Origin of the sequence: Guyparkeria halophila, from assembly GCF_034479635.1 — a bacterium.
In the GTDB taxonomy this organism is placed as follows: domain Bacteria; phylum Pseudomonadota; class Gammaproteobacteria; order Halothiobacillales; family Halothiobacillaceae; genus Guyparkeria; species Guyparkeria halophila.
The window spans coordinates 2,340,161-2,365,820 of record NZ_CP140153.1 but is presented as its reverse complement, the minus strand read 5'-3'; the positions used below and the strand labels follow the sequence as shown (position 1 = coordinate 2,365,820).

The following is a 25,660-nucleotide window of genomic DNA, read 5'->3' as shown; positions in this document are numbered from 1 at the left end:
CTTGTCGTGCACTGGCATTCGAGGTCAGAAATGGATGCCGGCGTGGAAACCGGCCTGCAGGCCCGGGTCCGGGTAGGCGGCGGGCCGATCCATGGCCCGTGCCGCCCAGGCATCGACCCAGGTGTTCTTCCAGCGCCACTGCAGGCCGAATGCCGCCCCGACCAGGTGGTGACCGGGTAGGGCGTCGGTCGACGGGCCATCGACGCGCCCGGCATCCAGCGCGAGATACGGATGCAGCGGACCGGGCAGAACGAGATGCAACTCGTTGCGCCAGTACGCCCCACGCTCACCACTGAGCAGCAGCTCGCCGCCGAAGCCGCGCACGGAATGGCGGCTGCCGATGGCGAAGCGATCCTGCGGGATCAGCCGGGTGTGATTGAACTGGCCACGTATCTGGCCGCGATAGCGCAAGCGCTGTTCGCCCAGGGCGAACGGGGCGTCGAGGCGGGCGTGGAACGAGGTGATGCGTGGGCGGGCGGTGCCCTCGCCGAAGGCCTCTTCCGGGGCGGGCTTGGCGCCGAGCATGCCGGTGCCCCAGCGGTGGCTCAACGAGAGGTCGAGCGTGGCCCGGCCAAGAAAGTGTCGATGGTCGATGCCGGCCGTGTAGCCGGCCATGCGGCGGTCCTGGACGGTAATACGGGTCTCGTCGATCGCGTTGGCGTAGGTCTGCAGCCAGGCGGTTGCCGTCAGGCGCGTGCGACCGACATCGCTGCGATGCACGACCCGTGAGACTTCCAGCTCACGCCGCTCGCCCCGCCCGCTGTAGCGGTAGTCGCGGTCGAGGCCGGCGATCGTCTGGTAATACTCGAACCGGCTGGCCGTGGCGCCGAACCGCCAGTAACCGAACGGCGCGGAGTAGTGCAGCGTGTACGACTCGGTGTGCCCGGGACGTTCGCCTTCGTCGAGCCCGAGTTTGCGGGTGAGGCTGGCATAGAGCAGCCCGTTGAGGCCGAACAGGTGATCGCCGGAGACGGTCGCGGTGCCGAGAAAACGCCCCGTCTCGCGGCTGCCGGAATCGTCGACCGACAGCGAGAGCCGCAACGGGAATGCCTGTTGCCAGTCGACCACCACGTCGCTTTCCCCGGGCGCTGCACCGGGCTGGATGGCGATGTCGGCGGTGACGCTGGGCAGGCGCTCGAGATTTTCCAGCCCCTGCTCGAGATCGCGCAGGTCGAGCAGGTCGCCCGGGCGTCTGGCAAAGGCGGGATAGGGGCGGGCGCGCTCATCCGAGGTGGCGCTGGCCCGGATGGCGCCGATCCGGCCGGGCAGAATCGAGAGCAGCAGCTCGCCCGTGTCGAGATCCTGGGGCGGTGCGCTTACGCGGGTGGTGATCAAGCCGAGGTCGATCAGTTGCTGCTGGGTTTCGCGCAGGATGGCCTGAATCCCGCGCTTCCCCAGACAGCGTCCTTCCTGCCAGTCGAGCTGCCCGAGGGCCCGGTCGAGGGCGCGCGCGAATCGCGGTCGTCCATCCCCGGTCAGTCGGATCCGGTCGATCTCGACACAGGGTGTCTCGTGGGCGGGAAGTTTGAAAGAGGGGCGCGACGGACGTGGCAGGCGGACGTCGGGTGACGATTCGATGCGCTCGCGCAGCTCTTGCTGGCGCTCGAGCTGGCGGAGCGACTCGTCGGTCGGTTTGGTTGCCTGCGCAGCGGCAGGTGGCGCAAGCGCTGCGGCCAGCGACATGGCGATCCATGCCGTGCGCTGGCCGAAGCCGCCTGGGCGACATCGGGGAGGTGCCACGTCTCTCGTCCTTGAGATTGATGGGTGTATATCAGTTTGTGCTTGTACGCTAAACGATCCGCTGGGCGCTCGCAAGATTCGTCTGGTCATGCGCGACAGGGTTTCTGGTCACCGGCAAAATGGACATAATGCGAGTGCTCGCCGCCGCGTCGCGGTCCTCCCATCCAGACACCTTGCCTTGAACTCGCTCGAGGCAGCATTCAGCCGAGATTCAAAGCCCATGCAGGACGGAGAAGTCATCGCCTCGGTGGACCTGGGGTCCAACAGTTTCCACATGCTGGTCGCCCGGGTCGAGGCGGGGCAGTTGCAGGTCATCGACCGGATGAAGGAGATGGTGCGACTGGCCGGCGGGCTGGACGAGCATGGCTATCTCTCGCAGGCGGCGATCGAGCGCGGCCTGGATTGCCTGCGGCGGTTCGGCCAGCGCCTGTCGGGCATGCAGCGGGGACGAGTGCGGATCGTGGGCACCAACACCCTGCGCGCGGCGAAGAATGGCTCGACCTTCATTCGCCGCGCGCAGCGGGCCATCGGCCATCCGATCGAGATCATCGGCGGGCGCGAGGAGGCGCGGTTGGTTTATCTGGGCGTGGCCCACAGCGACGTGCCGGCCGACGGTCGGCGGCTGGTAGTCGATATCGGTGGCGGGTCGACCGAGCTGATCATCGGCGAAGGCTTCGAGCCGGTGCGCATGGAGAGCGCGCCGCTGGGCTGCGTGCGCCTGACCAACGATCATTTCAGCGATGACAAGTACGACAAGAGCCGCATGCTCAAGGCCGAACGCCGGGCCGAGCTGGAGCTGATGAGCTACCAGCGCGCCTACCGCGAGATGGGCTGGGCGCGCGCGGTGGGCAGTAGCGGCACGGCACGTTCGCTGGCGACGGTGGCCGAGGCGAATGGCTGGGGCGATGGCAGCCTGACGCTGGCGAGTCTGGACGCGATTCGCAAGACGGTGCTCAAGGCCGGCAGTCTCGACAAGCTCTCCCTCGACGGGCTTTCCGACGATCGCAAGCCGGTGTTCGTCGGCGGGCTGGTGGCGATGCGTGCGGTGTTCGAGGCGCTGGGCATCGAGCGCATGGCGATCTCGGATGGCGCGCTGCGCGAGGGGCTGATCTACGACTGGGTCGAGCGTCAGGACTTCGACGACGTGCGCGACCTGACCGTCGGGCGGCTGCAGCGCATGTTCAATGTCGATGCGACGCACGCCGAGCGGGTGGCGGCGACCACCGCGGCATTGTGGCGGCAGGTCGAGGCGAATTGGGGGGCGACCAGCGACGAGGCCAGCGAGGCGCTGCCGCTGGCCACCTGGCTGGACGTCGCCGCGCGCGTTCACGAGGTGGGCCTGGCCATTTCCCATTCGGGCTACCACCATCACGGCGCCTACGTGCTGGAGCATGCGGACATGCCCGGACTGACCCGTACGGCACAGGCCGGAGTCGCCTCGCTGGTGCATGCCCATCGACGCAAGTTCAAGCCGGCGCGCTTCGAGTCGCTCGACGAGGACATGCGTCCGCTGGTTATGCGGCTGGCCGTCATCCTGCGGCTGGCGGTGCTGTTCCATCGTGATCGGGGCGAGGGCATCGCTCCGTCGCAGATCGAGCTCGATGCCCAGGGCGATCGGCTTGGCCTGACATTCGCCACGGGTTGGCTGGACGATCACCCGTTGACGGTGGCCGATCTCGAGCGCGAACAGGCCTACATCGCCAACTGCGGTTTCGACCTGCAGTTCGGCTGAGCGGAGCGAACCATGTCACTCTTCGATCGCTTTCGCCCGGCGGGCATCGTCTCGATCATCACCGCGGTCCTGGTCGCGATGCCGACGCTTGTGGCCGCGAAGAGTGTCGAGGGACGTTTTGTCGCCTTCGGCCCGGGCAACTGGTCCTGCGCGGATGCCGTGGCAGTCGCCGAGGGAAATCATCCGGGCAGCCAGGGACGGCTTGATGGCTTCATCGCGGGGTACCTGACCGCGAGCAACGTGATTCTCCGCAATACCTACGATATCCAGGCGGGAGAGCCGGCCAGCGCTGCCCGGGCGGCGGTGCTCGACTTCTGCGCCGAGAACCCGGACGTCAATCTCGCCAACGCCCTGGCGGTACACACCCAGCGCCAATACCCGGACCGCCGCAGCGTGCCACGTTGACCCTTGGCTGATTCCCGGACCCACGCCGGACGGCGTTGATCGGCTATGCTCCCTGTCCACCTCGCAACAGGGAGCAAGGGAATGACCGCAATCGCCTCTTTTCTGCAACACGCCGCCACGCTGGCCCGCCGGGCCTCCCGACTGATCGCCATGCCGATGGCCGCCCTGGCGCTGGCCTTGTCGATGCCGGCGGTCGCGCAGGACGATGCCCAGCGCGTGGTCTACCACGTCGATTTTGCCGATCCCACTCGTTACTCGGCCACGCTCACCTCGATCAACAACCTGATCAACGATGCCGAGCAGACGCTGTTGCCCTGGGACGTGCATCTGGTGCTGGTCGGCTACGGCATCCGTTTTGCCACCGACGATCCGCTTGAGGGCACGCCCTACGCGGCCGACGAGGCGCTGAACGAGCGCCGCGACGAACTCAAGGGTCGACTGCAGACGCTGATCGAGATCCGCAACGTCAAGGTGCATCTCTGCGATTTCACTCGTCAGGAGATCAACCTGTCCAAGGACAAGCTCTACGAGGGTATCGGGCTGGTCAACTCGGGCGTGGCCAAGATCGCGGACCTGCAGCGCCAAGGTTATGCGTACCTGAAGATTCAGTAGGCGAACCGCTTGCCCATGCGGACCTCGGAAGCCCCGCTCCAGCCGGGGCTTCTCTGTTTCCGGGTTTCCGGCTCAGGCGTCGCTCGTGACGTTGCCGGGTAGTGACGGCCAGCGCCAGTCGCGGATCTCCGGCATGTCCTCGCCGTGTTCGCGGATGTACTGCTCATGCTCGATCAGGCGCTGTTCCATTTGCTGGCGCAGGTGGGCGCCGCGCACCTTCAGGCCGGGGACGCGTTCGATCACGTCGATGACCAGGTGGTACCGGTCGATCTGGTTCTTTACCGCCATGTCGAACGGGGTGGTGGTCGTGCCTTCTTCCTTGTAGCCGCGCACGTGCAGGTTGTGGTGGTTGGTGCGTCGATAGGTCAGGCGATGGATCAGCCACGGGTAGCCGTGATAGGCGAAGACCACCGGCCGGTCGAGGGTGAAGATCGAGTCGAAGGCGCTGTCCGACAGACCGTGCGGGTGCTCGTTCTCGGGCTGGAGTTTCATCAGGTCGACCACGTTGACCACCCGCACGCGCAGTTCGGGCAGGTGGCGGCGCAGCAAGTCGGTGGCGGCGAGGACTTCCTCGGTGGGCACGTCGCCGGCGCAGGTCATCACCACGTCGGGCTCCAGGCCGTCGTCGCTGCTGGCCCATTCCCAGATCGACACGCCGGCGGTGCAGTGCTTGATGGCGGCGTCCATGTCGAGGTATTGGGGTTGGGGCTGTTTGCCGGCGACGATCACGTTGATGTAATCGCGGCTTTTCAGGCAGTGGTCGGTCACCGACAGCAGGCAGTTTGCATCGGGTGGGAAGTAGACACGGACCACGCTCGCCTTCTTGTTGACCACGAGATCGATGAAGCCGGGGTCCTGATGCGAGAAGCCGTTGTGGTCCTGGCGCCAGACGTGGCTGGTCAAGAGATAGTTGAGCGACGGGATCGGGGCGCGCCACGGGATATCCTGACTGGTGTCCAGCCACTTGGCGTGCTGGTTGAACATCGAGTCGATGATGTGGATGAAGGCCTCGTAGCAGGCGAACAGGCCGTGGCGGCCGGTCAGCAGGTAGCCCTCCAACCAGCCCTGGCAGGTGTGTTCCGAGAGGATTTCCATGACCCGCCCGCCGCGGGCAAGGTGCTCGTCGGTGGGTAGGGTCTCGGCGTTCCAGGCCCGGTCGGTAACGGCGAAGACATCATCGAGTCGGTTGGAAGCGGTCTCATCCGGACCGAACAGGCGGAAGTTGCGCAACTCGTGGCTGCGTTCGATCACGTCGCGCAGGAACCGTCCCATGGCGCGGGTGGATTCGGCCTTGGTCTGGCCAGGGGCCTCGACCGGAATCGCGTAATCGCGGAAGTCGGGCAGGTCGAGCGGCCGGCACAGCAACCCGCCGTTGGCATGCGGGTTGGCGGACAGGCGACGAGCGCCGGTCGGGGTGCGGGTGGTGAGCCAGTCGAACGGTTGGCCTTGCTCGTCGAACAGCTCCTCGGGGCGGTAGCTCTTCATCCAGGATTCGAGGATCTCGAGATAGGCCGCGTGTTCCCGGACGTCCTTCATCGGGACCTGGTGGGAGCGCCAGGTGCCCTCGACCGGCTTGCCGTCCACCTCCTCCGGGCCGGTCCAGCCCTTGGGTGTACGCAGCACGATCATCGGCCAGCGCGGGCGCGTTGTGTCGCCATCGTGCCGAGCCCGCTGCTGGATCGCGTCGATCTCGTCGAGGACTCGATCGAGCGTTTCCACCATCGCCGGGTGCATCCGCTCGGGGTCGTCGCCAGTGACGAAGTGGGGCTGGTAGCCGTAGCCACGCAGCAGCGCCTCGAGCTCCTCCTCCGGGATGCGCGCCAGCACCGTGGGGTTGGCGATCTTGTACCCGTTCAGGTGCAGGATCGGCAGCACGGCGCCATCATGTGCCGGGTCGAGAAACTTGTTCGAGTGCCAGGAGGTGGCCAGCGGGCCGGTTTCGGCCTCGCCGTCGCCCACCACCGCGCAGGCGACCAGATCCGGATTGTCGAAGGCCGCGCCGAAGGCATGCGAGAGCACGTAGCCCAACTCGCCGCCCTCGTGGATCGAGCCGGGTGTCTCGGGGGCGACGTGCGAGGGAATGCCGCCGGGGAAGGAGAACTGCTTGAACAGGCGCTGCATGCCCGCTTCGTCGCGGCTGACGTCGGGGTAAACCTCGGAGTAGGTGCCGTCGAGCCAAGCGCTGGCCACCAGCCCCGGCCCACCGTGGCCAGGGCCGGTGAGGTAGATCGCGTCGAGATCGCGAGCCGCGATCTGGTGGTTCATGTGCGCGTAGATGAAATTGAGCCCCGGGGTGGTGCCCCAATGGCCCAGCAGGCGCGGCTTGATGTCCGCCGGTGCCAGCGGCTCGCGCAGGAGTGGGTTGTTCAGCAGGTAGATCTGCCCCACGGACAGGTAGTTGGCCGCGCGCCAGAAACCGTCGATCGCCTTGATGTCGTTTTGCTGCATGGCCTTGTTCTCCGGGATCGTTCGAGGGGGATGCTCACTCCCGCATCAGAGCAGCGGGAGATGTCGAACGGATGTCAGCCGGGCCTTAGCTAATCTCTTGTATCTGGCGAATCATTTCCCATTCCTCGTCGGCAGGCACCACCCAGATGCTGCTGGGGCTGTGTGGCTGGTGCAGGGCACGCACCCCGGTGTCATCTTGGCGATTGGCGGCCGGATCGAGTGCCAGCCCCATCACCCCGAGGCCTTCGCAGACCGATTCGCGCACCACGACGTCGTGCTCGCCGATGCCGCCGGTGAATACCAGGGCATCCAGCCGCCCCAGGTTGACCAGATAGCCGCCGAGGTAATGGCGAATGCGATGGATGTACATCGCCAGGGCGGTGCTTGCCTGTTCGCTGCCCCGGTCGATCGCATCGTGGATCTCGCGCATGTCGCGCGTGCCGCACAGCCCCAGCAGGCCGGATTCGTGATTGAGCAGGTGGTCGACCTCGTCGCTCGAGAGACCGCCGCGCCGTTCGAGCACCCCGGGAATCGCCGGGTCGATATCGCCGGCCCGGGTGCCCATGACCAGGCCCTCCAGCGGGGTCATGCCCATCGAGGTGGCCACGCTGTGCCCGCCGCGAATGGCCGTGACGCTCGCCCCGTTGCCCAGGTGCAGCACGATCAGGTTGAGTCGAGCCGGCGGGTGACCGGTCGCCTCGGCGATGCGGCGCAAGGCATTGGCGGCCGAAAGGCCGTGAAAGCCATAGCGGCGGATGCCCAGCCGATCGCGGCACCAGGCGGGCAGGGCGTAGTCGCGCGATTCCGGTGGCAGATCCCGGTGAAAGGCCGTGTCGAACAAGGCGAAATGGGGCGTGTCGGGAAAGTGGCGACGCGCCGCCTCGATGCAGGCTGCCGCAAGCGGGTTGTGCAGCGGCGCGAGCGGCTCGATCTCGTGCAGTGCGTCGATCACCGCCTGGTCGATTTGCGTGGCGGTGTCGAAACGATCGCCGCCGTGCACGACGCGATGCGCGATGCCCCGGAACGGCCCGGCCTCAGCCGGTGGCAGGGCGGTGAGCAACTCGTCGAGCGCGTGTGAATGCGCCTCGCCGAGGTCGCCGCCGACGTCGCCAAGGTCTTCGGCCGTGACCGCGTGTGTCCGGTGGCCGGCCGCATCGAAGATCGCCAGCTTGAGCGAGGACGAGCCGGCATTGATTGCCAGCCAGCGCGTCTCGTCCGGCCCGTCTGTTGCCATCGATCCGGTCCTCTGCATGAGCGTGTGTGCAACGGCCCCCGGATAATGGGGGGGCACTCAATCCTAGTCGGAAAAGTCCGGGTTTGTCAGCAGGTTGTGCTCGATCCATGGCCGCCTGAAACAAAAAAGGCGCGCCGGAGGGCGCGCCTTTGGGTCATGAGCCGAGCGGCTCGGGACCGGCGAGTCGTTACCCGTCGTTCCCTTTGGCCACGGCATCCTGGATGGCGTTGAGGATCTTCTCGCCGCGCGGACCGGCCATCTCGACGTACTGGTCGAATACCGGCTCGACGCTCTCGCGGAAGGTTTCGACCTGTTCAGGCGTCAGCTCGATGAACTCGATGTCGCTCTTGGACTTGATCTCCTCGGCCGCTTCCTGGTTGAGCGTCTTCTGCACGTCCCAGATGTACGGGTCGAGCTCCTTGATGGTCTCCTGGACGCTTGCCTGCATGTCTTCCGGCAGGCCCTCGAGGAAGCCCGGGCTGCTGATCACGGTGGACACGAACTGCGCATTACGCGCCTGGATCAGGTAGTCCTGAACCTCGAAGAAGCTCATGTCGCGGATGGCGAACATCGGCTGGGTCTGCGCGTCGATCTGGCCACGCTGCAGGCCGCCGTAGATCTCGGAGTAGGCCATCGGCTTCGGGTTGGCGCCGTATCCTTCATAGGTGGCCAGCAGCAGGTCGGACGGCTTGACCCGGATCTTGACGCCCTCGAAGTCTTCCGGCTTCTGGATCGCCTTGTTGGCGCTCCATACCATCCAGCCCTCGGGAACGATCGACAGCAGCTCGAGGCCTTTTTCGCTGTAGGCGGCGCCCAGTTCCTCATGGACGACTTCGTTGGAGGCGAAGATGTCCTGGTTGACCGAATCGTCCTGCGAGAACAGGAAGTGCAGGGTGAAGACCTGCGCCTCGGGGATAGTCGAGCCGACGTGGCCCGCCGAGGCGAAGGCGAACTGCATGGTGTTGTTCTGGATCTGCTGGGTGATGTCCTGCGAGCTGCCCAACGTGCCGTAGGGGTAGATCTTGACCTCGACGTTGTCGTGCGCGGCCTCGATCTCCTCCTTGAACTTCTTGGCGTACTGCCACTGCACGCCGCCCTTGGTCTCTTCCAGGGCGAAGCGCCAGACCTGTTCGCCCTCGCCGGTTTTGGCGCCGTCGTCGGACTGGCCGCAACCGGTCAGGGTCAGGCCGGCGGCCATCGCCACGGCGCCCATCCAGAGGGCCCCCTTATGAAGGAATCGCTTGCTTTCCATCAGTCTCTCCCTGTTCTTGCTTATCGTTCATGCAGCGCTCGACCCGGGCGGAGCCGAGCGCCGCGACCCCTTTGACCTTAGCATGTCGAACCGGCGGGGCCATTGGACAGCCGGTTTGCGGCGCGACTACACTCGGCGAGGATTCGGAGCACGGCGAACCGTCCGCGATGAGTGGCGAAGCCCGCTATCGGCCACCGGGCGGCAACAAGAAGAATGTCTGCCGGACCATGCCGCCTGGTGGGTCCGGCCGGGAGAAACCAATGTCGCAAGCGCAGGGAAAGCTGTCCCGGTCGTTGCCGGGGCGAGCGCTGATCCGCCTGGACTGGCTGATCGGCTGGATCGAGAACATCGTTCTCTCGGGCGCCATCCTGTTGATGGCCGCCATCAATATCGCCAACGTGCTGGGCGACAATCTCCTCAAGCAGGGGTTGCCGTTCGCCGGCGAGATCAATCAGGCCCTGCTGGTCATCATCACCTTTGTCGGGGTGGCCAAGGCGGCCCGCCATGGCCGCAATATCCGCATGTCGGCGATCTACGACCAGCTCAAGGGGCCGTGGCGGAAGGGGGCCAATATCGTCATCACCACCGGTTCGGCGGTCGTGATGTTCTACCTGGCCTACTACGCCGTGATCTACGAGATGCAGGTGCGCTCGATCGGTCAGGCCACCCCGTCGCTGGGTATCCCCATCTGGATCCTCTACCTGCTGGTACCCATCGGGCTGTTCCTCGCCGGCCTGCAATACCTGCTTACGACCGTGCGCAACCTGACCTCCAAGGAGGTCTATCGCTCGTTCATGGAACTCGAGGTCTACGAGGAAGCCGATCTCAATGCCGCCGAGGGAAGCGAGCAGCGGGATGATTCGAGCATCGACCCGAGCAAGGAGGCCCGCTGATGCTGACTTTGATGTTCATCCTGATGTTCCTGCTGCTCCTGATGGGCTTTCCCATGATGGTGCCGCTGATCGTCGGCGCGCTGGCGTTGCTGCTGGTCTCCTTCCCCGACGTGGGCCCCAACCAGCTGGTGCAGCAGATGATCGGCGGGGTGCGTCCCTCGGTGCTGGTGGCCGTGCCGATGTTCATCCTTGCCGCCGACATCATGACCAAGGGGCACACGGCCAACCGCCTGTTGGACCTGGTGCGTGCATTCATTGGCCACCGGCGTGGCGGCCTGCCGATCACCACCGCGGTGACCTGCACCCTGTTCGGGGCGGTCTCGGGCTCCACCCAGGCCACCGTGGTCGCGATCGGCAGCGCGCTGCGCCCGAAGATGCTCAAGGCCGGCTACAAGGACAGCTTCACGCTGGCGTTGCTGGTCAATGCCTCGGATATCGCCCTGCTGATTCCGCCCTCTATCGCGGCGATTATCTATGGGGTGGCCGCGAACGTGTCGGTGGGCGAGCTCTTCATCGCCGGCATCGGGCCCGGTGTGGCGATCATGCTGATGTTCTCGGTCTACAGCTGGTACGTCTCGCGTCGTTGGGGCATTCCGCCGGAGGAGCGGGTCGGCTGGGCCGGCCGACTCAAGGCGTTGCAGGGGGCGATCCTGCCGATGGGTTTCCCGGTCGTGGTGCTCGGCGGTATCTACTCGGGGCTGTTCAGCCCCACCGAGGCGGCCGCGATGTCGGTGCTCTACGCGGTGATCCTGGAGATGATCATCTACCGCTCGATCAAGCTGTCTGACCTGCCGGGCATTGCGCTGTCGACCGGGCTGATCACGGCGGTGGTGTTCATCCTCGTCGGGGCGGGGCAGGCGTTCTCGTGGGTCATCTCGCTGGCGCAGATTCCCTCCGAGGTGCTCGGGCCGATCCTGGATCACGTCGCGGACAACCCGACCCATCTTTTGATCCTGATCGCGGTGTCCTACTTCGTCGCCTGCATGTTCGTCGATCCGATCGTGGCGATCTTCGTGCTCACCCCGATCTTCATGCCGGCCATCCATGCCTCCGGCGTCGACCCGGTGCTGGTGGGCACGCTGGTGGTGTTGCAGTCGGCGATCGGCTCGGCCACGCCGCCGTTCGGCTACGACATCTTCACCGCGATGGCGGTGTTCCGACGACCGTACATGGACATCGTCCGGGGCACGCCGCCGTTCATCATCATGCTGATCACGATGACGGTGTTGCTGATCTCCTTCCCGCAGATCGCGCTGTTCCTCCGGGATCTGGCGTTCCGCTGACGCCAGAGGCCCCTCAATCGAGCGGTATGCGACGCCTGGCTTCGGCCAGGCGTTCTTTCGTTCCCACGTCCAACCAGTCGCCGCGATGGTGTTCACCCGAGACCTGGCCGGCATCGATCGCCTCACACAGGACCGGGCCAAGCGCGAGGCGGCCGGTCGGCAGATCGGCAAACAGGGCGCGCTGGAACAGGCCGATGCCGGAATAGGTGAGCCGGTCGTCGCCTTGCATTTCCAGTCGTCCGTCACTCAGGGCGAAGTCGCCCGATGGGTTGTGCGACGGATTGTCGACCAGCAGCAGGTGGGCCAGGGACGCGTCGGACAGGTCGCGACGCAAGAGGTCGGCGTAATCGATGTCGGCGAGCACGTCGCCGTTGACCAGCAGGAAGCGTTCGCCCAGTCGATCAAGTGCCTGGCGAATGCCGCCGGCGGTCTCGAGTGCGTCCTCGGCCCGCTCGCCTTCCACCGAGTACTCGATCGCCAGTTGCCAGCGCTCGCCGTCACCGAGGTGAGCGCGGATCTGCTCGCCGAGATGGGCGAGGTTGATCACCACGCGCTGGATGCCGGCGGCCGCCAGGCGTTCGAGGTGATGCTCGATCAGCGGTTTGCCGCCCACCTCGATCAGCGGCTTGGGGGTGTGGTCGGTCAGCGGGCGCAGCCGTTCGCCGCGTCCGGCGGCCAAGATCATGGCCGTGGTCGTCATGGCGGTCGACTCAGCCATGGGTGTTCTCCGGGGCGTTCTCCGGTTCGAGTCCAGTGATCAGCTCGCGCAGCGGCGCGAGTTCCGGTGCGCGGTCGAGCGCCCATTGCAGATGGCGCCAGGTCAGGGGCAGATCGTCGAGATAGCCGTGCTTGCCATCCCGGCGACTCAGGCGGGCGAAGATGCCGAGCACCTTCAGATGGCGTTGCACGGCCACCCAGGCAAAGTCCTCGGTGAACTCATCAAGGCTCGCATCGGTCAGGCCGGCCGCGCGCGCCTGCTGCCAGAAGGAGTCGATCTCGCGCTCGACCCGGTCGGTGGGCCAGTCGATGTAGGAATCACGCAGCAGCGAGACCAGGTCGTAGGCCAAGGGGCCGGCCACCGCGTCCTGGAAGTCGATGATCGCCCAGCCCGCCTCACCGCGCATCAGGTTGCGGCTGTGATAGTCGCGGTGGACGAACACCGGCGGCATGGTGGCCAGTCGGCTGGCGATCCGGTCACGCAGCTCGGCCCAGCGCCCGGCCTGTCCGTCCGACCAATCCACGTCCAGGTGGCCGCCCCGGTACCAGTCGTCGAACAGCTGCATCTCGGTGATCAGCCGCGGTGCGTCGAAGGCCGGCAGGCCGTCGCGATCGATCTGGGCCACGGTGACCAGCTGCGCGCGGCACTCGGCGAGTGCATTCGCGCGGGCCGTGGGCTCCGCCCCCGCCTGCCAGGAAAACAGCGTGTCGCTGCCCAGATCGTCGAGGAGCAGAAAGCCGCCCTCCCGATCGCGGGCATGGATATGCGGTACCGGCAGGCCGGCTTGTTCCAGACGACTCTGGACGTCGAGGAAAGGCGCCAGCGGCTCCTTGTCGGGCGGCGAATCCATGACCACCAGGCTCTCGCCGTTCGGGCCCTGTGCCCGCCAGTAGCGCCGGTTGCTGGCATCGCTCGAGGCCGAGCGCAGCGCGCCGAAGCCGGGGGCGTGCCGCTGGAGAAAGGCATGGGCCGCCTCGAGGCGAGGGTCGGTGGCAGCGGGGTCGGTCATTGGCTCACGGCTCCTGTGGCTCCGGGCTGTCGATGGACTGTCGAATCGGGACAGGGTGGCTTGGTCGCGTTTCGCGGCGGCGAACGGCGTCGTGCAGAACGTGGTCTTAACGTCGATACTCTTAGCAACCTCTGCGCGGCGAATTCTACCTGTCCGATGCCCTCATCGGCATTCGCCTTGGCGCTCCGTTTGTTACCGAGGTCTGTCATGCGTCACCGTATCCGATCGCCCCATGAACCCGGTGAATGGGAAGTCACCGATCCGAAACTGGCCACCGACCGTCAGGCACGGCGCACCTTCCTTCGCTCGGTGTTCGGTGCCGGGGCGGCGTTGGCGCTGCCCGGCTGCGGCCGCGCCGACGAGGGCAAGCCGCTCTCCGAGCAGCTCACCGAGCGTGAGGCGGTCACCGGCTACAACAACTACTACGAGCTCGGCACGGGCAAGACCGATCCCGCGCGCAACGCCGATGCCCTGGCTGCCCTGATCGACCGGCTTTCGCCGTGGGAGTTCGAGGTCGACGGCGAAGTGGCCCGCCCTGGGCGTTTCAGCCTAGATGACCTGACCGCACTGGCCTCGCCCGTGGAGCGCATCTACCGCATGCGCTGCGTCGAAGGCTGGTCGATGGTGATTCCCTGGGAGGGCGTGCCGTTGAAGGCGTTGCTTGATCGGGTCGAGCCGACCAGCGACGCCCGGTTCGTGCGCTTCGAGACGGTCTACCGACCCGAGCATCCGCTACCGGGACAGACGCGCTCGGTCCTCGAGTGGCCCTACGTGGAAGGACTGCGTCTCGACGAGGCGATGCATCCGCTCACGCTGCTCGCGACCGGACTCTATGGCGAGACACTGACGCCGCAGAACGGCGCGCCAGTGCGACTGGTCGTGCCCTGGAAATACGGCTTCAAGGGCGGCAAGTCATTGGTGCGCATCAGCCTGGTGCGCGAGGAGCCCACCTCCAGCTGGATGGCCGCCGCGCCGCGCGAATACGGCTTTTACGCCAACGTGAACCCCAACGTCGATCATCCGCGCTGGTCCCAGGCGACCGAGCGGCGCATCGGCGAATGGGGGCGCCGCGACACGCTGATGTTCAACGGTTACGCCGAGGAGGTCGCCCACCTCTACCAGGGCATGGACCTCAAGAAACACTACTGATGGCAGCGCGTCGCCCCTGGTTGGCCAATCGCCCGGCGTGGTGGCTGATCTTCCTCGCCCAGCTGGCCCCGTTGATCTATCTCGCCTGGGCGATCCCCACCCACCAGCTCGGCTACGAGCCGGTGGTCGACAGCCTGCGTTTTCTGGGCGACACCGCGCTCTACCTGTTGTTGATCGGTCTGGCGATCACCCCGCTCCAGCGCCTGTTGCCGCGGGTCGGGCTGATCGACTACCGGCGCATGGTCGGGCTGTACGCCTTTTTCTTCGCCAGCCTGCATGTCCTGCTCTGGTTGGCCGTCGATCGCCAGCTCGACCTGGCCGCGATCTGGGAAGACGTGCTCGAGCGCGAGCACATCACCTTTGGCGCGATCGCCTTCCTGATGCTGCTGTCGCTGGCAGTCACCTCCACGCCCGGCTGGATGCGCCGACTGGGTCGCCGCTGGAAGACCGTCCATCGCTTGGTCTACCCGGCCACCGCGCTGGTCGTGCTGCACTACTTCCTGTCGGTGAAGTTTGACACGCGTACGCCCATCATCCTGGCCCTGGTGTTGCTGTCGCTGTTTCTGGCCCGCCCGCTGACTCGATGGCTGTCGGACAGGAGGCGGTCATCGCGACGGGCCTGAGTTGGATTGAGTATTAGAAATACCTTATGCCAAGATAAGGTGTTGCTTTGAACGACTGACCCGGCTTTGGAGGCACATGATGAGACTTTCGGTCATCGGCGCGGGCTTTGGTGCCCTGACGGCAATCCGTCGCCTGCGGCGGTTGCGTCCGCAGGCGGAGATCACCCTGATTGCGCCCGAACCCACCTTCCAGTACTACCCCAGCCTGATCTGGGTGCCGGCCGGGCTGCGGCGGCGCGAGGACATCCTGTTCGATATCCGCCCGCTGCTCGAGCGCCTCGACGTGCGCTTCCATGCCGGGCGCGTGACCGGTGTCAGCGACGATGGCCGTCGGGTGATCACCGACAACGGCGAGGTCGAGAACGACGGCCTGGTCGTCGCCAGCGGCGGTCGCTTCCTCAAGAAGCTGCCCGGCATCGAGCACGCGATCACGCTCTGCGAGGGCATCGATGCCGCCGAGGCGATCCACGACCGGCTCCACGAGATGCGGGGCGGCACCATCGCGATCGGCTTTGGCGGCAACCCCAAGGAGCCGGCGGCCGTGCGTGGCGGACCGATGTTCGAATTGCTGTTCGGCATCGATCGCCTGCTGCGCCAGCAGGGGCGGCGCGAGCAGTTCAAGCTGGTGTTCTTCAACCCCTCCCCGCGCCCGGGCAACCGGCTGGGCGAGTCGGCGGTCGACCGGCTGCTCGACCGGATGAAGAAGTTCGACATCGAGACGCATATCGGCGCCAAGCCGCAGCGTTTCGAGGCCGACCGCGTGATTACCGAAAAGGGCGAGTTCGCGGCCGACCTGATCCTGTTCATGCCCGGCATGACCGGGCCGGCCTGGCTCGAGAACGCCCCGTTCCCGACCTCGCCCGGCGGCATGATCGAGGCCGACGAGCATGCGCGGGTCAAGGGCGCCGACAAGGTCTACGTTGCCGGCGATTCCGGCAGCTACCCCGCCCCGGACTGGGCGCCCAAGCAGGCGCACATGGCCGACCTGCAGGCCGCGGCCGCCGCCGAGAACCTGGTCGCCGAGATCGACGGCCAGCCGGCCGACCGGACCTTCAAGTGGGAACTGGTCTGCGTGATGGACATGCTCGATCGGGCCACGCTGGTGTTCCGCAACGAGAAACGCCAGTTCGTCACCCCGCCGTGTCGTCTGCTGCACTGGGCCAAGCGTTTCTTCGAGTGGTGGTACCTGCGCGACCTGCGTCGCTGAGTGACAGACTTTCCTTAGGGAACCTCTGCACGATTCGATAGTGCAGAGGTTCCTGATCGGACGGGGCGCAGACGACGGGGCGGGTTTTGCGCTAGGCTTGCTGCCGTCTTTTTTCGGGCCGCCTGTCGGCCGAGCCACGTTCAACGGGTGTGCCGAGTTGTCTCTGATCCGTCTTTTCTTCCAATTGTTGTTCCTGCGGGCCGGTCCCGAGGACATGCCCGCCGGCCAGCAGCCCCTGCTGATTGCGGTGGGCTTTTATGTCGTCGTCGGGGTCTTGTTGGATTTCGCGGTGACCGGCGAGAGCGGCATCGGCGGTAATGGCCTGGGCGCGGGGCTGATGCTGCTGGCCGCGGATGCGCTGGTGCTGGTCGGCTATTCGGCCGGGCTGGCGGTCCTGCGTGGTCATCGTGCGCGCATCCCGCAGATGCTGACCGCCCTGTTCGGCGCGACGGCCATGCTGGGGCTGGTGGCCTGGCCGCTGGTCGTGATGCAGCCGACCGGCCTGGAAGGGGAAAATATCGATGGGCAGGTCGGTCTCTGGTCGGTGCTGATGATCGCGCTGTTCGCCTGGAACCTGGTGGTGCTGGGGCAGATCTACCGGCGCACACTCGACTTTGGCGCAGCCATCGGCGTGCTCAGCGCCCTGGGTTACTTCATCCTCAGCTCGCTGGTCTACATGACCCTCGCGGTGCAGTTGCTTCCGGGCGAGACGGGGTTGCCGACATGACCGCGCCCACGCAGAAACTCCACATCCTCGGCATCGCCGGCACCTTCATGGGCTCGCTGGCCTTGCTGGCTCGCGAGATGGGTTACCAGGTCTCCGGGCGCGACCATGCCATCTACCCGCCGATGAGCGACCAGCTCGCCGCGGCGGGCATCGTCGTGGAGACCGACATGGACGCGCCGCTGCCGAACGATGCCGAGATCATCGTCGGCAACGTGATGCGCCGTGACATGCCGGTGATCGACCAGTTGCTCAATGGCTTCTATCGCTTTCGGTCCGGGCCGCAATGGCTGGGGGAGGAAGTGCTCTTCCAGCGGTTCGTGCTCGCCGTCTCCGGTACTCACGGCAAGACCACCACCAGTTCGATGGTCGCGCACATCCTCGATGCGGTCGGCATGGCGCCGGGGTTCCTGATCGGTGGGGTGCCGGGTGGTTTCGGCGTCAGCGCCCGCCTGGGCGAGACGCCGTTTTTCGTCATCGAGGCCGACGAGTACGACACGGCCTTTTTCGACAAGCGCTCGAAGTTCCTGCATTACCGCCCGCGGGGCCTGGTGATCAATAACCTCGAGTTCGATCACGCCGACATCTTCGATGACCTGGCCGCGATCGAGCGCCAGTTCGCGCATCTTCTCAGGCTGGTGCCGGGGCAGGGCAAGGTGATCGCCCCGCTCGACGAGCCGGCGATCGACCGCGTGCTGGCCACGGGTGTCTGGTCGCCGGTCGAGCGCCTGGCCGAGCAGCCGACCGCCGGTGCCGACTGGTGGCAGGCTCATGGTGAGCTGTTCTGCGAGGGCGAGCCGGTCGGCTACCTGCCGGACTCCATCCAGGGGGCGCATAACCGCCGCAACGCGATGGCCGCGGTGGCGCTGGCCCGCTTTGCCGGGGTGCCGGCCACGGAGGGCCTGGCGGCGCTGGCGGATTTCGGCGGAGTGGCTCGACGCCTCGAGCTCAAGGGCGAGGCCGGCGGGGTGCGTGTGATCGACGATTTCGCCCACCACCCGACCGCCATCGAGGCGACGCTCGCCGCCGTGCGCGAGCAGATGCCGGCCGAGGCCCGGCTGGTTGCCGTGCTCGATCCGCGCTCGAACACCATGCGTGCCGGCGTGCATGCCGGCCGGCTGGCCGGTGCCCTGTCGGCCGCCGATCGGGTGGTCGTGCACGCGCCGGGCGATCTCGCCTTTGATCCGACAATCGCGCTCGCCGCTCTGGGCGAGCGACTGGCCGTGGCCGAGTCGGTCGACCAGCTGCTCGCGACCGTGATAGCCGACTGCCGCGAGGGCGACTGGGTGGTCTCGATGAGCAATGGCGGTTTCGGTGGCTTTCCGGCCAGGTTGGTCGACTCGCTGCGCGAGGTGAAGGCATGAGGCGTCGCGTCGAGACCGAGCACGTCGTCCTGGCGATGACCGGCGCCTCGGGGCTGCCCTACGCGCTGCGCCTGCTCGAATGCCTGATCGCGGCGAACTGCCGGGTGAGCCTGATCGCCTCCAAAGCGGCCCATGCGGTGGCGGCGCTGGAGCTCGACGAGCCGTTCCCGGCCCGTCACGATGCGCTGGCCGCCGAACTGGGTGGGCGGTTTGGCGCCGCCGAGGGGCAGGTGAGGGGCTTTGCTCGCCAGGACTGGACCGCGCCGTTTGCCTCCGGCTCCAACCCGCCGGATGCCATGGTGGTCTGCCCCTGCACCACCGGCACGCTCGGCGCGATCGCCAACGGCCTGTCGGATTCCCTGATCGAGCGGACCGCCGATGTCTGTCTCAAGGAGCGCCGCGATCTGGTGATTGTCCCGCGCGAGGCGCCGCTCACCGCGATCGCGCTGGGGCAGATGACACGGCTGGCCGAGCTGGGCGTGGTGATCCTGCCGCCGTCGCCGGCCTTCTACCATCGCCCGCAGACGATCCAGGACCTGATCGATTTCACTGTCGCGCGCATCCTCGACCAGATCGATGTGCCGCACGACTTGCATGCCCGCTGGGGCGAGCGGGATGGCGAGTGATCGGCAGCGTCGTGCGCGCTCTGATTGCGGATTGCCCTGGTTTCCCGGATTACTCGGATTGCTCGGGTTGAATTCTCCGAGTGTGCCCTTACCTCGGGCGATTCGATCCCGGGCGCCAGGACCCAGCGAGGGCCCGGCGATCGGGGTAGCCCGTTTTCGTGACCCGGTGTAGCCGGGTCGACATGCGGCCGGCCCACGGGCCGGCATGATCCAAAGGTGTCTTTATGACCGTTCAGACCGCGACCGCGGACAACCTCGAAGGCCTTCTCAAGGACAACGACATCCTGCTGCTGGATTTCTGGGCACCCTGGTGCGGCCCCTGCCAGTCCTTCGGCCCGATCTTCGAGCAGGCCGCCGAGGCCAACCCCGAGGTGGGTTTCGCCAAGGTCAACACCGAGGAAGAGCAGGCGATCGCCGGGCATTTCCAGATCCGTTCGATCCCGACCCTGATGGTGTTTCGCGAGCAGATCCTGCTGTTCAACCAGGCCGGCGCCCTGCCGCGCAATGCCCTCGACGAGCTGATCACCAAGGTCAAGGACCTGGACATGGACGAGGTGCGCGCCGAGGTCGAGAAGGCCGAAGCGGAGTCCAAGGAGCAGTGATCCGAACGATTGACCGCCACGCGGCAGCGTTGCGCCTGTGATCTCGGTCATCCTGCAGATGGCCGGCACCATCGCGCTGGGCCACATCTGGCGCTACCTGCCGCTGGGTGGGTGGACGGCCGATCGGGCGCGCGGTGCGCTGACCTCGTCGGTCTACTACCTGTTCCTGCCGGCACTGGTGTTCGCGGTATTGTGGCGTGCGCCGATGGGCGTGGACACGCTGCGGATCGCCGGCACGGCTGCCGTGGCCGTGATCGGCTCGCTGGCGTTGATGTACGCCGTCGGGCGGCTGATGCCGTTGAGCCGGCCGCAGTTCGGTGCGCTGTTGCTGGCGGCCAGCTTCCCCAACGCGACCTACATGGGGCTGCCGCTGCTCGATAGCCTGTTCGGCGATGCCGGGCAGGCGGTGGCCATTCAGTACGACCTGTTCGCCTGCACGCCGCTGCTGCTGTCGGTGGGGATTCTCCTTGCCGCGCGCTTCGGTGACAGCGAGGAGGAGGTGCACCCGCTCAAGACCCTGCTCAAGGTGCCACCGCTGTGGGCGGCGGTCGCCGGGGCCGGGTTGAACCTCGCCGGGGTGGGGCAGCCGGACTGGGCGGCCGAGTGGCTCGACCGTCTCGGCGCGGCCGTGGTGCCGATCATGCTGGTCGCGCTGGGCATGAGCCTGCGGCTGGAGACATTGACCGGACGGCAGCTGTTGACCGTCAGCCCGGCGATCGCGATCCAGCTGTTGTGGATGCCCTTGCTCGCGCTGGGCTTTGCGCTGATGGTCGGCACCAGCGGGCAGACGCTCACGGCGGTGGTGCTGGAAGGGGCGATGCCGGTGATGGTGCTCGGGCTGGTGCTCTGCGACCGCTTCGGTCTCGACACCGGTCTGTACGCGACCACGGCAAGCGCCTCGACCCTGCTGGCGCTGCTGACGCTGCCGTTCTGGCATGGTGTGGCGATCTGAAACCTAAGGAACCTCTGCACGAGTGGCATGCCATTCGTGCAGAGGTTGCTTAAAGAGGACGATTAGAGATGAGTGAGACCCAACATAGCGAGGGCGCGACCATGCCGGTCGGGAAGGACAAGGTCGTGCGTGTCTTCCACGTGATGCGTGACGACGACGGCGCGGTTCTCGCCGACACGCGCGTCGACGGCTTCGAATACATCCACGGTCACGGCAACCTGATTCCGGGGCTGGAGGCCGAGCTCGAGGGGCGCGCCGAGGGCGACGAGATCGAGGTGACCGTCGAACCGGAACAGGCCTACGGTCTGCACGACGACGAAGGCGTGATCGAGGTGCCGCGCGAACGCATCGAGGCGCAGGCGGAGCTTGCCCCGGGCAATATGGTCGAGGCCCACGGCCCCGAGGGGCGCATCGAGATGCTGATCCTCGAGGTCGGTGACCGGACGGTCAAGGTCGATCTCAATCACCCGCTGGCCGGTTTTCGGCTGCACTTTGCCGCGCGCATCGGCCTGGTGCGCGACGCGCATCCCGACGAGATCAAGCACGGTCGCGTCCATCCGGGTGGCCATCACCTGATGACCAAGGATTCCTCGGTGCCCGACCTGCCGGGCGAAGCGTCGAGCCAGGAGTCCTGATGAGCCAGTCCGCCGCCGTCTCCCAAGCCACCGCCCGCATCGAACCGTTCTATCGCATCGAGTTTTCCGGCCACCACAGCCGTTATCTCGACGTGACCCTGCGGCTGCCGGCCTCATCATCGGGCTATCGGCTCAGCCTGCCGGCGTGGATTCCGGGCAGCTACCTGGTGCGCGATTTTGCCCGCCACCTGGTGGGCAAGCATGCCGAGGACGCCCGCGGTCGGCGGGTGGCGATCACCCCGGTCGACCAGCAGACCTGGGACCTGGCCGCCCACGACGAGCCGGTGGCGGTTCACTACCGGGTCTACTGCGCCGACTTCTCGGTGCGCAGCGCGCACGTCGATTCGAGCCACGTCTTCTTCAACGGCACCAGCGTCTTCCTGCGGGTGCACGGGGCCGAGCAGGCGCGCCACGAAGTGGTGATCGACGGCCAGATGCTGCCCGACGAGTGGCGCGTGGCGACCACGCTGCCGGCTATTGCCGTCGACGAGCGGGGCTTCGGTGACTTCGCCGCCGCCGGTTACGAGGCCCTGATCGACCACCCGGTCGAGATCGCCGATTTCGTCGAGCGTCAGTTCACCGCCGGCGGCGTGCTGCATCGGATGGTGTTCACCAACGCCCTGCCCGAAACCGATTTTGACCGGATCGCCAGCGATGTCGCGCGCATCTGCGAGACCGAGATCGAGCTGTTCGACGGCGCGCCGTTCGACGAATACCTCTTCCTGGTCGCCTTGGACGAGTCCGGCTTTGGCGGTCTGGAGCACCGCGACTCCACCGCGCTGATCTTCCCGCGCGCCTACCTGCCCTCCGTGACGGCTGGCGGGGTGAGCAAGGAGTACCAGCGTTTCCTGAGCCTGTGTGCCCACGAATATTTCCACAACTGGAACGTCAAGCGGATCCGCCCGGCGGCCTTCGCCGGCCTGCCGCTCGACCGCCCGGCGACCACGCGTCTGCTGTGGGTGTTCGAGGGCTTTACCAGTTATTTCGACGACTGGCTGGTGCGCCACGCCGGTCTGATCGACGAGACCCAGTACCTCGCCGCGCTCGAGGAAACCATCAACCGCGCCATGCGCGGCAAGGGCTGGTCGCGCCAGACGCTGGAGGAATCGAGCTTCTACGCCTGGACGCGCTTCTACCAGCAGGATGCCAACGCGGTGAATGCGATCGTCAGCTACTACACCCGCGGCGCGATCGTGGCGCTGATGCTCGACCTGATGCTGCGCGAGCGCGGCGCGAGCCTGATGGACGTGATGCGCCGCCTGTGGGAACACCACGGCGAGCGGCCGCTGCTCGAGGGCGAGCAGGTCGAGGCGCTGATCGAGTCGGCGATGGGCGAACCGATGGGCGAATTCTTCGATCGCGCGCTGCGCTCGACCGAGACGCTCGATGTCGCCGGGCTGCTGGCGCGCTTCGGCGTGGCCATGCTGCCGCGCGCCGAGCAGGGCGGGCCCGACGCCGGCATGCGCGTCGACGAGCGTGATCCGCAGGCTGCCCGCGTGGCGCTGGTGTTCGAGGATCGCCCCGGCGCGGCGGCGGGCCTGGCGGTCGACGATCGCATCATTGCGATCGACGGTTTCGCCGTCAACGGCGGCAACTGGGGCGAGCGGATTGCCCGGCATCGCGCCGGCGATCGGCTCGCCCTGCATGTCTTCCGTCAGGGGCGGTTGTTGGAGATGGCGCTGACGTTGGCGCCGGAGTGCCTCAACCAGCACCGCCTGCAGCGCGCGGCGGGGGACATCAAGACCGAGGCGCGTTTCGCCGAGTGGCTGGCGCCACATTGATTTTCTAGTCGATCGGCTGGCCGTCGAGCTGAGGCTTGTCGACATCCGCCCACGTCGGGATCAGGGCGATCTCGACCCGGCGGTTGAGCGCGCGATTGGCCTCACTGTCGTTGGGTGCGATGGGGTTGTTCTCTCCCATGCCGCGGGCCGAGAGGCGGTCGGCGTCGATGCCTTGATCGCGTAGCGACATCAGCACGCTGACCGCCCGGGCGGCGGAGAGATCCCAGTTGGAGCGGAAGCGTCCCGAACTGATCGGTACGTCATCGGTATAGCCGGTGACCACGATGCGGTCATCGCTGTTGCTCAGGTCATCGGCGATCCGGTCGACCACGGGCTCGAAGGCCCGCTGCATGTTGGCGCTGCCCGAGGGGAAGGAGGCGTTTTCCTTGATGCGGATGATGACCGTGTCGTCGGTGGTCTCGATCTCGATATCGCCGGCGGCGATGGCGTCATCCATGGTCGAGCGCAGTTCGGCCGCGCGTTCCTCGAGCTGGGCGCGCCGCAGATCCTCGAGCGCGCGGGCGCTGTCTTCCCGACTGTCCGCCGTGGGCGGTGCTTGGAGTTCGATCAGCTGGGTCGGTGGTGGTCCCTCGATCGTGCTGTCGGGATCGGCGGCCCCCGGTGCCAGTTCCACCACGGATTCTCCGGGGGCGGCGGTGTTCTCGGTCGGCAGACTGCCGAAGGAGGAGCGCAGGGTCTCGGCGACCGCCTTGTAACGCTCGACGTCGACCACCGAGATCGACAGCATCAACACGAAGAAAGTCAGCAGCAGCGTGACCATGTCGGCGTAGGTGGTCAGCCAGCCGCCGGAACTCCCCACCTTGCGTCGCCGCGCGCGTGCCATGGATCAGTCGTCCTCCTGGCGCTCGCGGCTGGGCAGAAACGTCTCCAGCAGGCCGCGCAGGATGCGCGGGTTGATGCCGTCCTGGATGCCACGAATGCCTTCGAGAATCAGGCGCTGCTCGCGCGATTCCTGCGTGGCGCGCATCTGCAGCTTGGTCATGATGGGCAGGGCGATCGCCTGCGCGATCAGCGCGCCGTAGAAGGTGGTCAGCAGGGCGGTGGCCATCGCCGGCCCGATGCTCGACGGATCGTCTAGTGAGCTGAGCATCTGCACCAGCCCGACCAGGGTGCCGATCATCCCCATCGCCGGGGCAACGTCGTAGATGCTCTTGAACATCTGCACCCCGCCGTCGTGGCGCTCCTCGGAGAGCTCGATGTCGCGGTCGAGGGTGCGCTCGATTACCTCCATCGGCTGGCCGTCGACGATCATGCGCACCCCCTTTTCCATGAAGGGGTGGTTGATCTCCTGATCCTCAAGGGCCAGCGCGCCGTCGTGGCGCGCGACCTGCGCCAGTTCCTCGATCTCGTCGATCAGCCCGGTCAGGCTGTGCTGACGGTCGATGAAGGCCTGCTTGATCACGCCGAACGACTGGACGAACTGGCGGAACGTGATCATTGCCAGGGTGATCGACAGGGTGCCGCCGATCACGATCAGCGCGCCCGGAATGCTGATGAAACCGAGCGGGTACTGCCCGAGGCCGATCGCGAGAATCACGACGGACAGGGCCGCGACGATGCCGATGATGGTTGCTTTGTCCAAGGGGCTCCTCAGTTGTTCGTCCCGAAATGATGTCTGGTTCGGGAGGAATTCGATCGGACGGGCGGACTCGTTCTGCCGGCCCGAGCCAGTATAATCGGGCCCGTTCCGCAAAACTTGAGGGTGCCGGCGGCCAATTGCCGGTCCGGCGCCCATCCGCCGCCCATCCGTTGCCATACTCTGGCACGATCCGCTCGCCCGTTTTTCGCCGGGGTCTGTCATGCATCGCGACGCCGCGCTCGATTTTGACCCGCTCGCCCGGCAGTTGCGGCGATTGGCCGCGCGCCAGGGCTGGATGATGGCCACCCAGGCCCGCGTCGATTCCACCAACGACCGCGTGCGCGCCCTGGTGGAGTCGGCCGATGGCGGCGTGCGTGGGCCGGCCGTGGTCGTGGCAGCCGAGCAGACCGCCGGGGTTGGGCGGCGAGGGGCGCGCTGGTTGAGTGCGCCGGGCGATGGTCTCTGGTTCTCGCTGGTTGTGCCCGCCGGTCCAGAATTGCCCGACGCGCCGCCGGCGCTCGCGCTGGCCGGACGGCTGGCCGGGGTGCTGCGGGGACAGGGCGTGCCGGCGACCGTCAAGTGGCCCAATGACCTGTATCTCAATGAAGGCAAGTTGGGTGGGTTGATGATCGAGCGATCTCGCCTCGGCGGCGAACTCCGCTGGCTGGCCGGGGTCGGGATCAACTGGCGCCAGCCCGCCGACCCGCTGGATGCGGATTATCGGGCGTCGGCCATCAGCGAGGCGGGCGACGGCTGGCGGGGGAGTTCCATCGCCCTCGCGCTCGCCCTGGTTGAGGCGGCGGTCACCGTGATGTCGCGCCCCGCTGACTGGCCGGGCGAGCTTGCCCACTTGTCGCGCCGACATCATGGCTTTGGCAAGCCGGTGGTGGTGGAACGCGGCAACGGTATCGGCGAGAGCGGTATCGCCGGATTGATCTGCCCCGATGGCGACCTGGAGATCGCCCGGTCCGATGGGTGCGTGATCCGGGCGGGTGCGCACGATCGGGTGCGCGTGCTCGCCGAGCGCGCCGGGCGCGACTCATACTGAACGTTATAAGGAAGGCCTGACCC

24 protein-coding genes are annotated in these 25,660 nt (G+C 66.7%); 16 read left to right on the top strand and 8 right to left on the bottom strand.

Features of this window, described 5'->3' with window-relative positions:
• Positions 1-24: 24 nt before the first annotated feature.
• Positions 25-1,683, bottom strand: a complete 1,659-nt coding sequence (locus tag SR882_RS10895) for a ShlB/FhaC/HecB family hemolysin secretion/activation protein (RefSeq protein ID WP_322521251.1) — start codon at positions 1,681-1,683, stop codon at positions 25-27.
• Positions 1,684-1,960: 277 nt separating this feature from the next.
• Between SR882_RS10895 and ppx the strand changes: the two genes are divergently transcribed.
• The 3 genes from ppx (at position 1,961) to SR882_RS10880 (ending at position 4,489) form a co-directional block, all read left to right on the top strand.
• A complete protein-coding gene (gene ppx, locus SR882_RS10890; RefSeq protein WP_322521250.1) occupies positions 1,961-3,472 on the top strand; it encodes an exopolyphosphatase in 1,512 nt (503 codons plus the stop codon).
• A gap of 12 nt (positions 3,473-3,484) precedes the next feature.
• On the top strand, positions 3,485-3,877 hold the full coding sequence (locus SR882_RS10885; RefSeq protein WP_322521249.1) for a hypothetical protein: 393 nt from the start codon (positions 3,485-3,487) through the stop codon (positions 3,875-3,877).
• Positions 3,878-3,958: 81 nt separating this feature from the next.
• The gene (locus SR882_RS10880) at positions 3,959-4,489 is read left to right on the top strand and encodes a DsrE family protein (protein WP_322521248.1); all 531 of its coding nucleotides are present in this window, start codon (positions 3,959-3,961) and stop codon (positions 4,487-4,489) included.
• A gap of 72 nt (positions 4,490-4,561) precedes the next feature.
• On the opposite strand, the gene SR882_RS10875 is transcribed toward SR882_RS10880, so the two are convergent.
• From SR882_RS10875 to dctP, 3 genes are all read right to left on the bottom strand, one after another.
• Entirely contained in the window at positions 4,562-6,955 is a 2,394-nt protein-coding gene (locus tag SR882_RS10875) for a phosphoketolase family protein (protein ID WP_322522414.1), read from the bottom strand.
• A 67-nt stretch (positions 6,956-7,022) separates the two neighbouring features.
• Positions 7,023-8,171: an acetate/propionate family kinase gene (locus SR882_RS10870; protein WP_322521247.1), complete on the bottom strand. Its 1,149-nt coding sequence runs from the start codon at positions 8,169-8,171 to the stop codon at positions 7,023-7,025.
• A 187-nt stretch (positions 8,172-8,358) separates the two neighbouring features.
• A complete protein-coding gene (gene dctP / locus SR882_RS10865; protein ID WP_322521246.1) occupies positions 8,359-9,423 on the bottom strand; it encodes a TRAP transporter substrate-binding protein DctP in 1,065 nt (354 codons plus the stop codon).
• A gap of 260 nt (positions 9,424-9,683) precedes the next feature.
• On the opposite strand from dctP, the gene SR882_RS10860 reads away from it, so the two are divergent.
• A complete protein-coding gene (locus SR882_RS10860) occupies positions 9,684-10,316 on the top strand; it encodes a TRAP transporter small permease (protein WP_322521245.1) in 633 nt (210 codons plus the stop codon).
• On the top strand, positions 10,316-11,599 hold the full coding sequence (locus tag SR882_RS10855) for a TRAP transporter large permease (RefSeq protein ID WP_322521244.1): 1,284 nt from the start codon (positions 10,316-10,318) through the stop codon (positions 11,597-11,599). The genes SR882_RS10860 and SR882_RS10855 overlap by 1 nt, the downstream gene beginning before the upstream one ends.
• Before the next feature lie 13 nt (positions 11,600-11,612).
• Here the strand turns inward: SR882_RS10855 and murU are convergent, their stop codons facing one another.
• Together murU and SR882_RS10845 are read right to left on the bottom strand one after the other, a co-directional pair.
• Positions 11,613-12,317 carry an N-acetylmuramate alpha-1-phosphate uridylyltransferase MurU gene (murU, locus tag SR882_RS10850; protein WP_322521243.1) on the bottom strand — a complete coding sequence of 235 codons (705 nt, stop codon included), beginning with the start codon at positions 12,315-12,317 and terminating at the stop codon, positions 11,613-11,615.
• Positions 12,310-13,326 (bottom strand): aminoglycoside phosphotransferase family protein, encoded by a 1,017-nt coding sequence (locus SR882_RS10845; RefSeq protein WP_322521242.1) that lies wholly within the window; start codon positions 13,324-13,326, stop codon positions 12,310-12,312. Before SR882_RS10845 ends, murU begins: the two co-directional genes overlap by 8 nt.
• 207 nt (positions 13,327-13,533) lie before the next feature.
• Here SR882_RS10845 and msrP point away from each other — a divergent pair, with 207 nt between their 5' ends.
• From msrP to SR882_RS10795, 10 genes are all read left to right on the top strand, one after another.
• Positions 13,534-14,475: a protein-methionine-sulfoxide reductase catalytic subunit MsrP gene (msrP, locus tag SR882_RS10840; protein WP_322521241.1), complete on the top strand. Its 942-nt coding sequence runs from the start codon at positions 13,534-13,536 to the stop codon at positions 14,473-14,475.
• Positions 14,475-15,098, top strand: coding sequence for a protein-methionine-sulfoxide reductase heme-binding subunit MsrQ (locus tag SR882_RS10835; protein WP_322521240.1), 624 nt, complete (start codon positions 14,475-14,477; stop codon positions 15,096-15,098). The genes msrP and SR882_RS10835 overlap by 1 nt, the downstream gene beginning before the upstream one ends.
• 76 nt (positions 15,099-15,174) lie before the next feature.
• Positions 15,175-16,305, top strand: coding sequence for an NAD(P)/FAD-dependent oxidoreductase (locus SR882_RS10830; protein WP_322521239.1), 1,131 nt, complete (start codon positions 15,175-15,177; stop codon positions 16,303-16,305).
• A 157-nt stretch (positions 16,306-16,462) separates the two neighbouring features.
• Positions 16,463-17,032 carry a hypothetical protein gene (locus SR882_RS10825; RefSeq protein WP_322521238.1) on the top strand — a complete coding sequence of 190 codons (570 nt, stop codon included), beginning with the start codon at positions 16,463-16,465 and terminating at the stop codon, positions 17,030-17,032.
• Positions 17,029-18,393: a UDP-N-acetylmuramate:L-alanyl-gamma-D-glutamyl-meso-diaminopimelate ligase gene (mpl, locus tag SR882_RS10820; protein WP_322521237.1), complete on the top strand. Its 1,365-nt coding sequence runs from the start codon at positions 17,029-17,031 to the stop codon at positions 18,391-18,393. The genes SR882_RS10825 and mpl overlap by 4 nt, the downstream gene beginning before the upstream one ends.
• Positions 18,390-19,019: a flavin prenyltransferase UbiX gene (locus tag SR882_RS10815; protein ID WP_322521236.1), complete on the top strand. Its 630-nt coding sequence runs from the start codon at positions 18,390-18,392 to the stop codon at positions 19,017-19,019. Before mpl ends, SR882_RS10815 begins: the two co-directional genes overlap by 4 nt.
• Positions 19,020-19,243: 224 nt before the next feature.
• Positions 19,244-19,621 carry a thioredoxin gene (trxA, locus tag SR882_RS10810; protein ID WP_322521235.1) on the top strand — a complete coding sequence of 126 codons (378 nt, stop codon included), beginning with the start codon at positions 19,244-19,246 and terminating at the stop codon, positions 19,619-19,621.
• A 37-nt stretch (positions 19,622-19,658) separates the two neighbouring features.
• Positions 19,659-20,573 carry an AEC family transporter gene (locus SR882_RS10805; protein WP_322521234.1) on the top strand — a complete coding sequence of 305 codons (915 nt, stop codon included), beginning with the start codon at positions 19,659-19,661 and terminating at the stop codon, positions 20,571-20,573.
• Between the two features lie 68 nt (positions 20,574-20,641).
• Positions 20,642-21,208 carry an FKBP-type peptidyl-prolyl cis-trans isomerase gene (locus tag SR882_RS10800; protein WP_322521233.1) on the top strand — a complete coding sequence of 189 codons (567 nt, stop codon included), beginning with the start codon at positions 20,642-20,644 and terminating at the stop codon, positions 21,206-21,208.
• Positions 21,208-22,989, top strand: a complete 1,782-nt coding sequence (locus SR882_RS10795; protein ID WP_322521232.1) for a M61 family metallopeptidase — start codon at positions 21,208-21,210, stop codon at positions 22,987-22,989. The genes SR882_RS10800 and SR882_RS10795 overlap by 1 nt, the downstream gene beginning before the upstream one ends.
• A 4-nt stretch (positions 22,990-22,993) precedes the next feature.
• Here SR882_RS10795 and SR882_RS10790 read toward each other — a convergent pair whose 3' ends face one another.
• Positions 22,994-23,833 (bottom strand): flagellar motor protein MotB, encoded by an 840-nt coding sequence (locus SR882_RS10790; protein ID WP_322521231.1) that lies wholly within the window; start codon positions 23,831-23,833, stop codon positions 22,994-22,996.
• Positions 23,834-23,836: 3 nt separating this feature from the next.
• Positions 23,837-24,592: a MotA/TolQ/ExbB proton channel family protein gene (locus tag SR882_RS10785; protein ID WP_322521230.1), complete on the bottom strand. Its 756-nt coding sequence runs from the start codon at positions 24,590-24,592 to the stop codon at positions 23,837-23,839.
• 217 nt (positions 24,593-24,809) lie between these two features.
• Here SR882_RS10785 and SR882_RS10780 point away from each other — a divergent pair, with 217 nt between their 5' ends.
• Positions 24,810-25,637, top strand: coding sequence for a biotin--[acetyl-CoA-carboxylase] ligase (locus SR882_RS10780; protein WP_322521229.1), 828 nt, complete (start codon positions 24,810-24,812; stop codon positions 25,635-25,637).
• Positions 25,638-25,660: the final 23 nt, after the last annotated feature.

Excerpts from the sequence above, each read along its gene's own strand:
- SR882_RS10895 (WP_322521251.1), bottom strand. The coding sequence starts at position 1,683 with ATGTCGCTGGCCGCAGCGCTTGCGCCACCTGCCGCTGCGCAGGCAACC.
- ppx (WP_322521250.1), top strand. The coding sequence starts at position 1,961 with ATGCAGGACGGAGAAGTCATCGCCTCGGTGGACCTGGGGTCCAACAGT.
- SR882_RS10885 (WP_322521249.1), top strand. The coding sequence starts at position 3,485 with ATGTCACTCTTCGATCGCTTTCGCCCGGCGGGCATCGTCTCGATCATC.
- SR882_RS10880 (WP_322521248.1), top strand. The coding sequence starts at position 3,959 with ATGACCGCAATCGCCTCTTTTCTGCAACACGCCGCCACGCTGGCCCGC.
- SR882_RS10870 (WP_322521247.1), bottom strand. The coding sequence starts at position 8,171 with ATGGCAACAGACGGGCCGGACGAGACGCGCTGGCTGGCAATCAATGCC.
- dctP (WP_322521246.1), bottom strand. The coding sequence starts at position 9,423 with ATGGAAAGCAAGCGATTCCTTCATAAGGGGGCCCTCTGGATGGGCGCC.
- SR882_RS10860 (WP_322521245.1), top strand. The coding sequence starts at position 9,684 with ATGTCGCAAGCGCAGGGAAAGCTGTCCCGGTCGTTGCCGGGGCGAGCG.
- SR882_RS10855 (WP_322521244.1), top strand. The coding sequence starts at position 10,316 with ATGCTGACTTTGATGTTCATCCTGATGTTCCTGCTGCTCCTGATGGGC.
- murU (WP_322521243.1), bottom strand. The coding sequence starts at position 12,317 with ATGGCTGAGTCGACCGCCATGACGACCACGGCCATGATCTTGGCCGCC.
- SR882_RS10845 (WP_322521242.1), bottom strand. The coding sequence starts at position 13,326 with ATGACCGACCCCGCTGCCACCGACCCTCGCCTCGAGGCGGCCCATGCC.
- msrP (WP_322521241.1), top strand. The coding sequence starts at position 13,534 with ATGCGTCACCGTATCCGATCGCCCCATGAACCCGGTGAATGGGAAGTC.
- SR882_RS10835 (WP_322521240.1), top strand. The coding sequence starts at position 14,475 with ATGGCAGCGCGTCGCCCCTGGTTGGCCAATCGCCCGGCGTGGTGGCTG.
- SR882_RS10830 (WP_322521239.1), top strand. The coding sequence starts at position 15,175 with ATGATGAGACTTTCGGTCATCGGCGCGGGCTTTGGTGCCCTGACGGCA.
- mpl (WP_322521237.1), top strand. The coding sequence starts at position 17,029 with ATGACCGCGCCCACGCAGAAACTCCACATCCTCGGCATCGCCGGCACC.
- SR882_RS10815 (WP_322521236.1), top strand. The coding sequence starts at position 18,390 with ATGAGGCGTCGCGTCGAGACCGAGCACGTCGTCCTGGCGATGACCGGC.
- trxA (WP_322521235.1), top strand. The coding sequence starts at position 19,244 with ATGACCGTTCAGACCGCGACCGCGGACAACCTCGAAGGCCTTCTCAAG.
- SR882_RS10800 (WP_322521233.1), top strand. The coding sequence starts at position 20,642 with ATGAGTGAGACCCAACATAGCGAGGGCGCGACCATGCCGGTCGGGAAG.
- SR882_RS10795 (WP_322521232.1), top strand. The coding sequence starts at position 21,208 with ATGAGCCAGTCCGCCGCCGTCTCCCAAGCCACCGCCCGCATCGAACCG.
- SR882_RS10790 (WP_322521231.1), bottom strand. The coding sequence starts at position 23,833 with ATGGCACGCGCGCGGCGACGCAAGGTGGGGAGTTCCGGCGGCTGGCTG.
- SR882_RS10780 (WP_322521229.1), top strand. The coding sequence starts at position 24,810 with ATGCATCGCGACGCCGCGCTCGATTTTGACCCGCTCGCCCGGCAGTTG.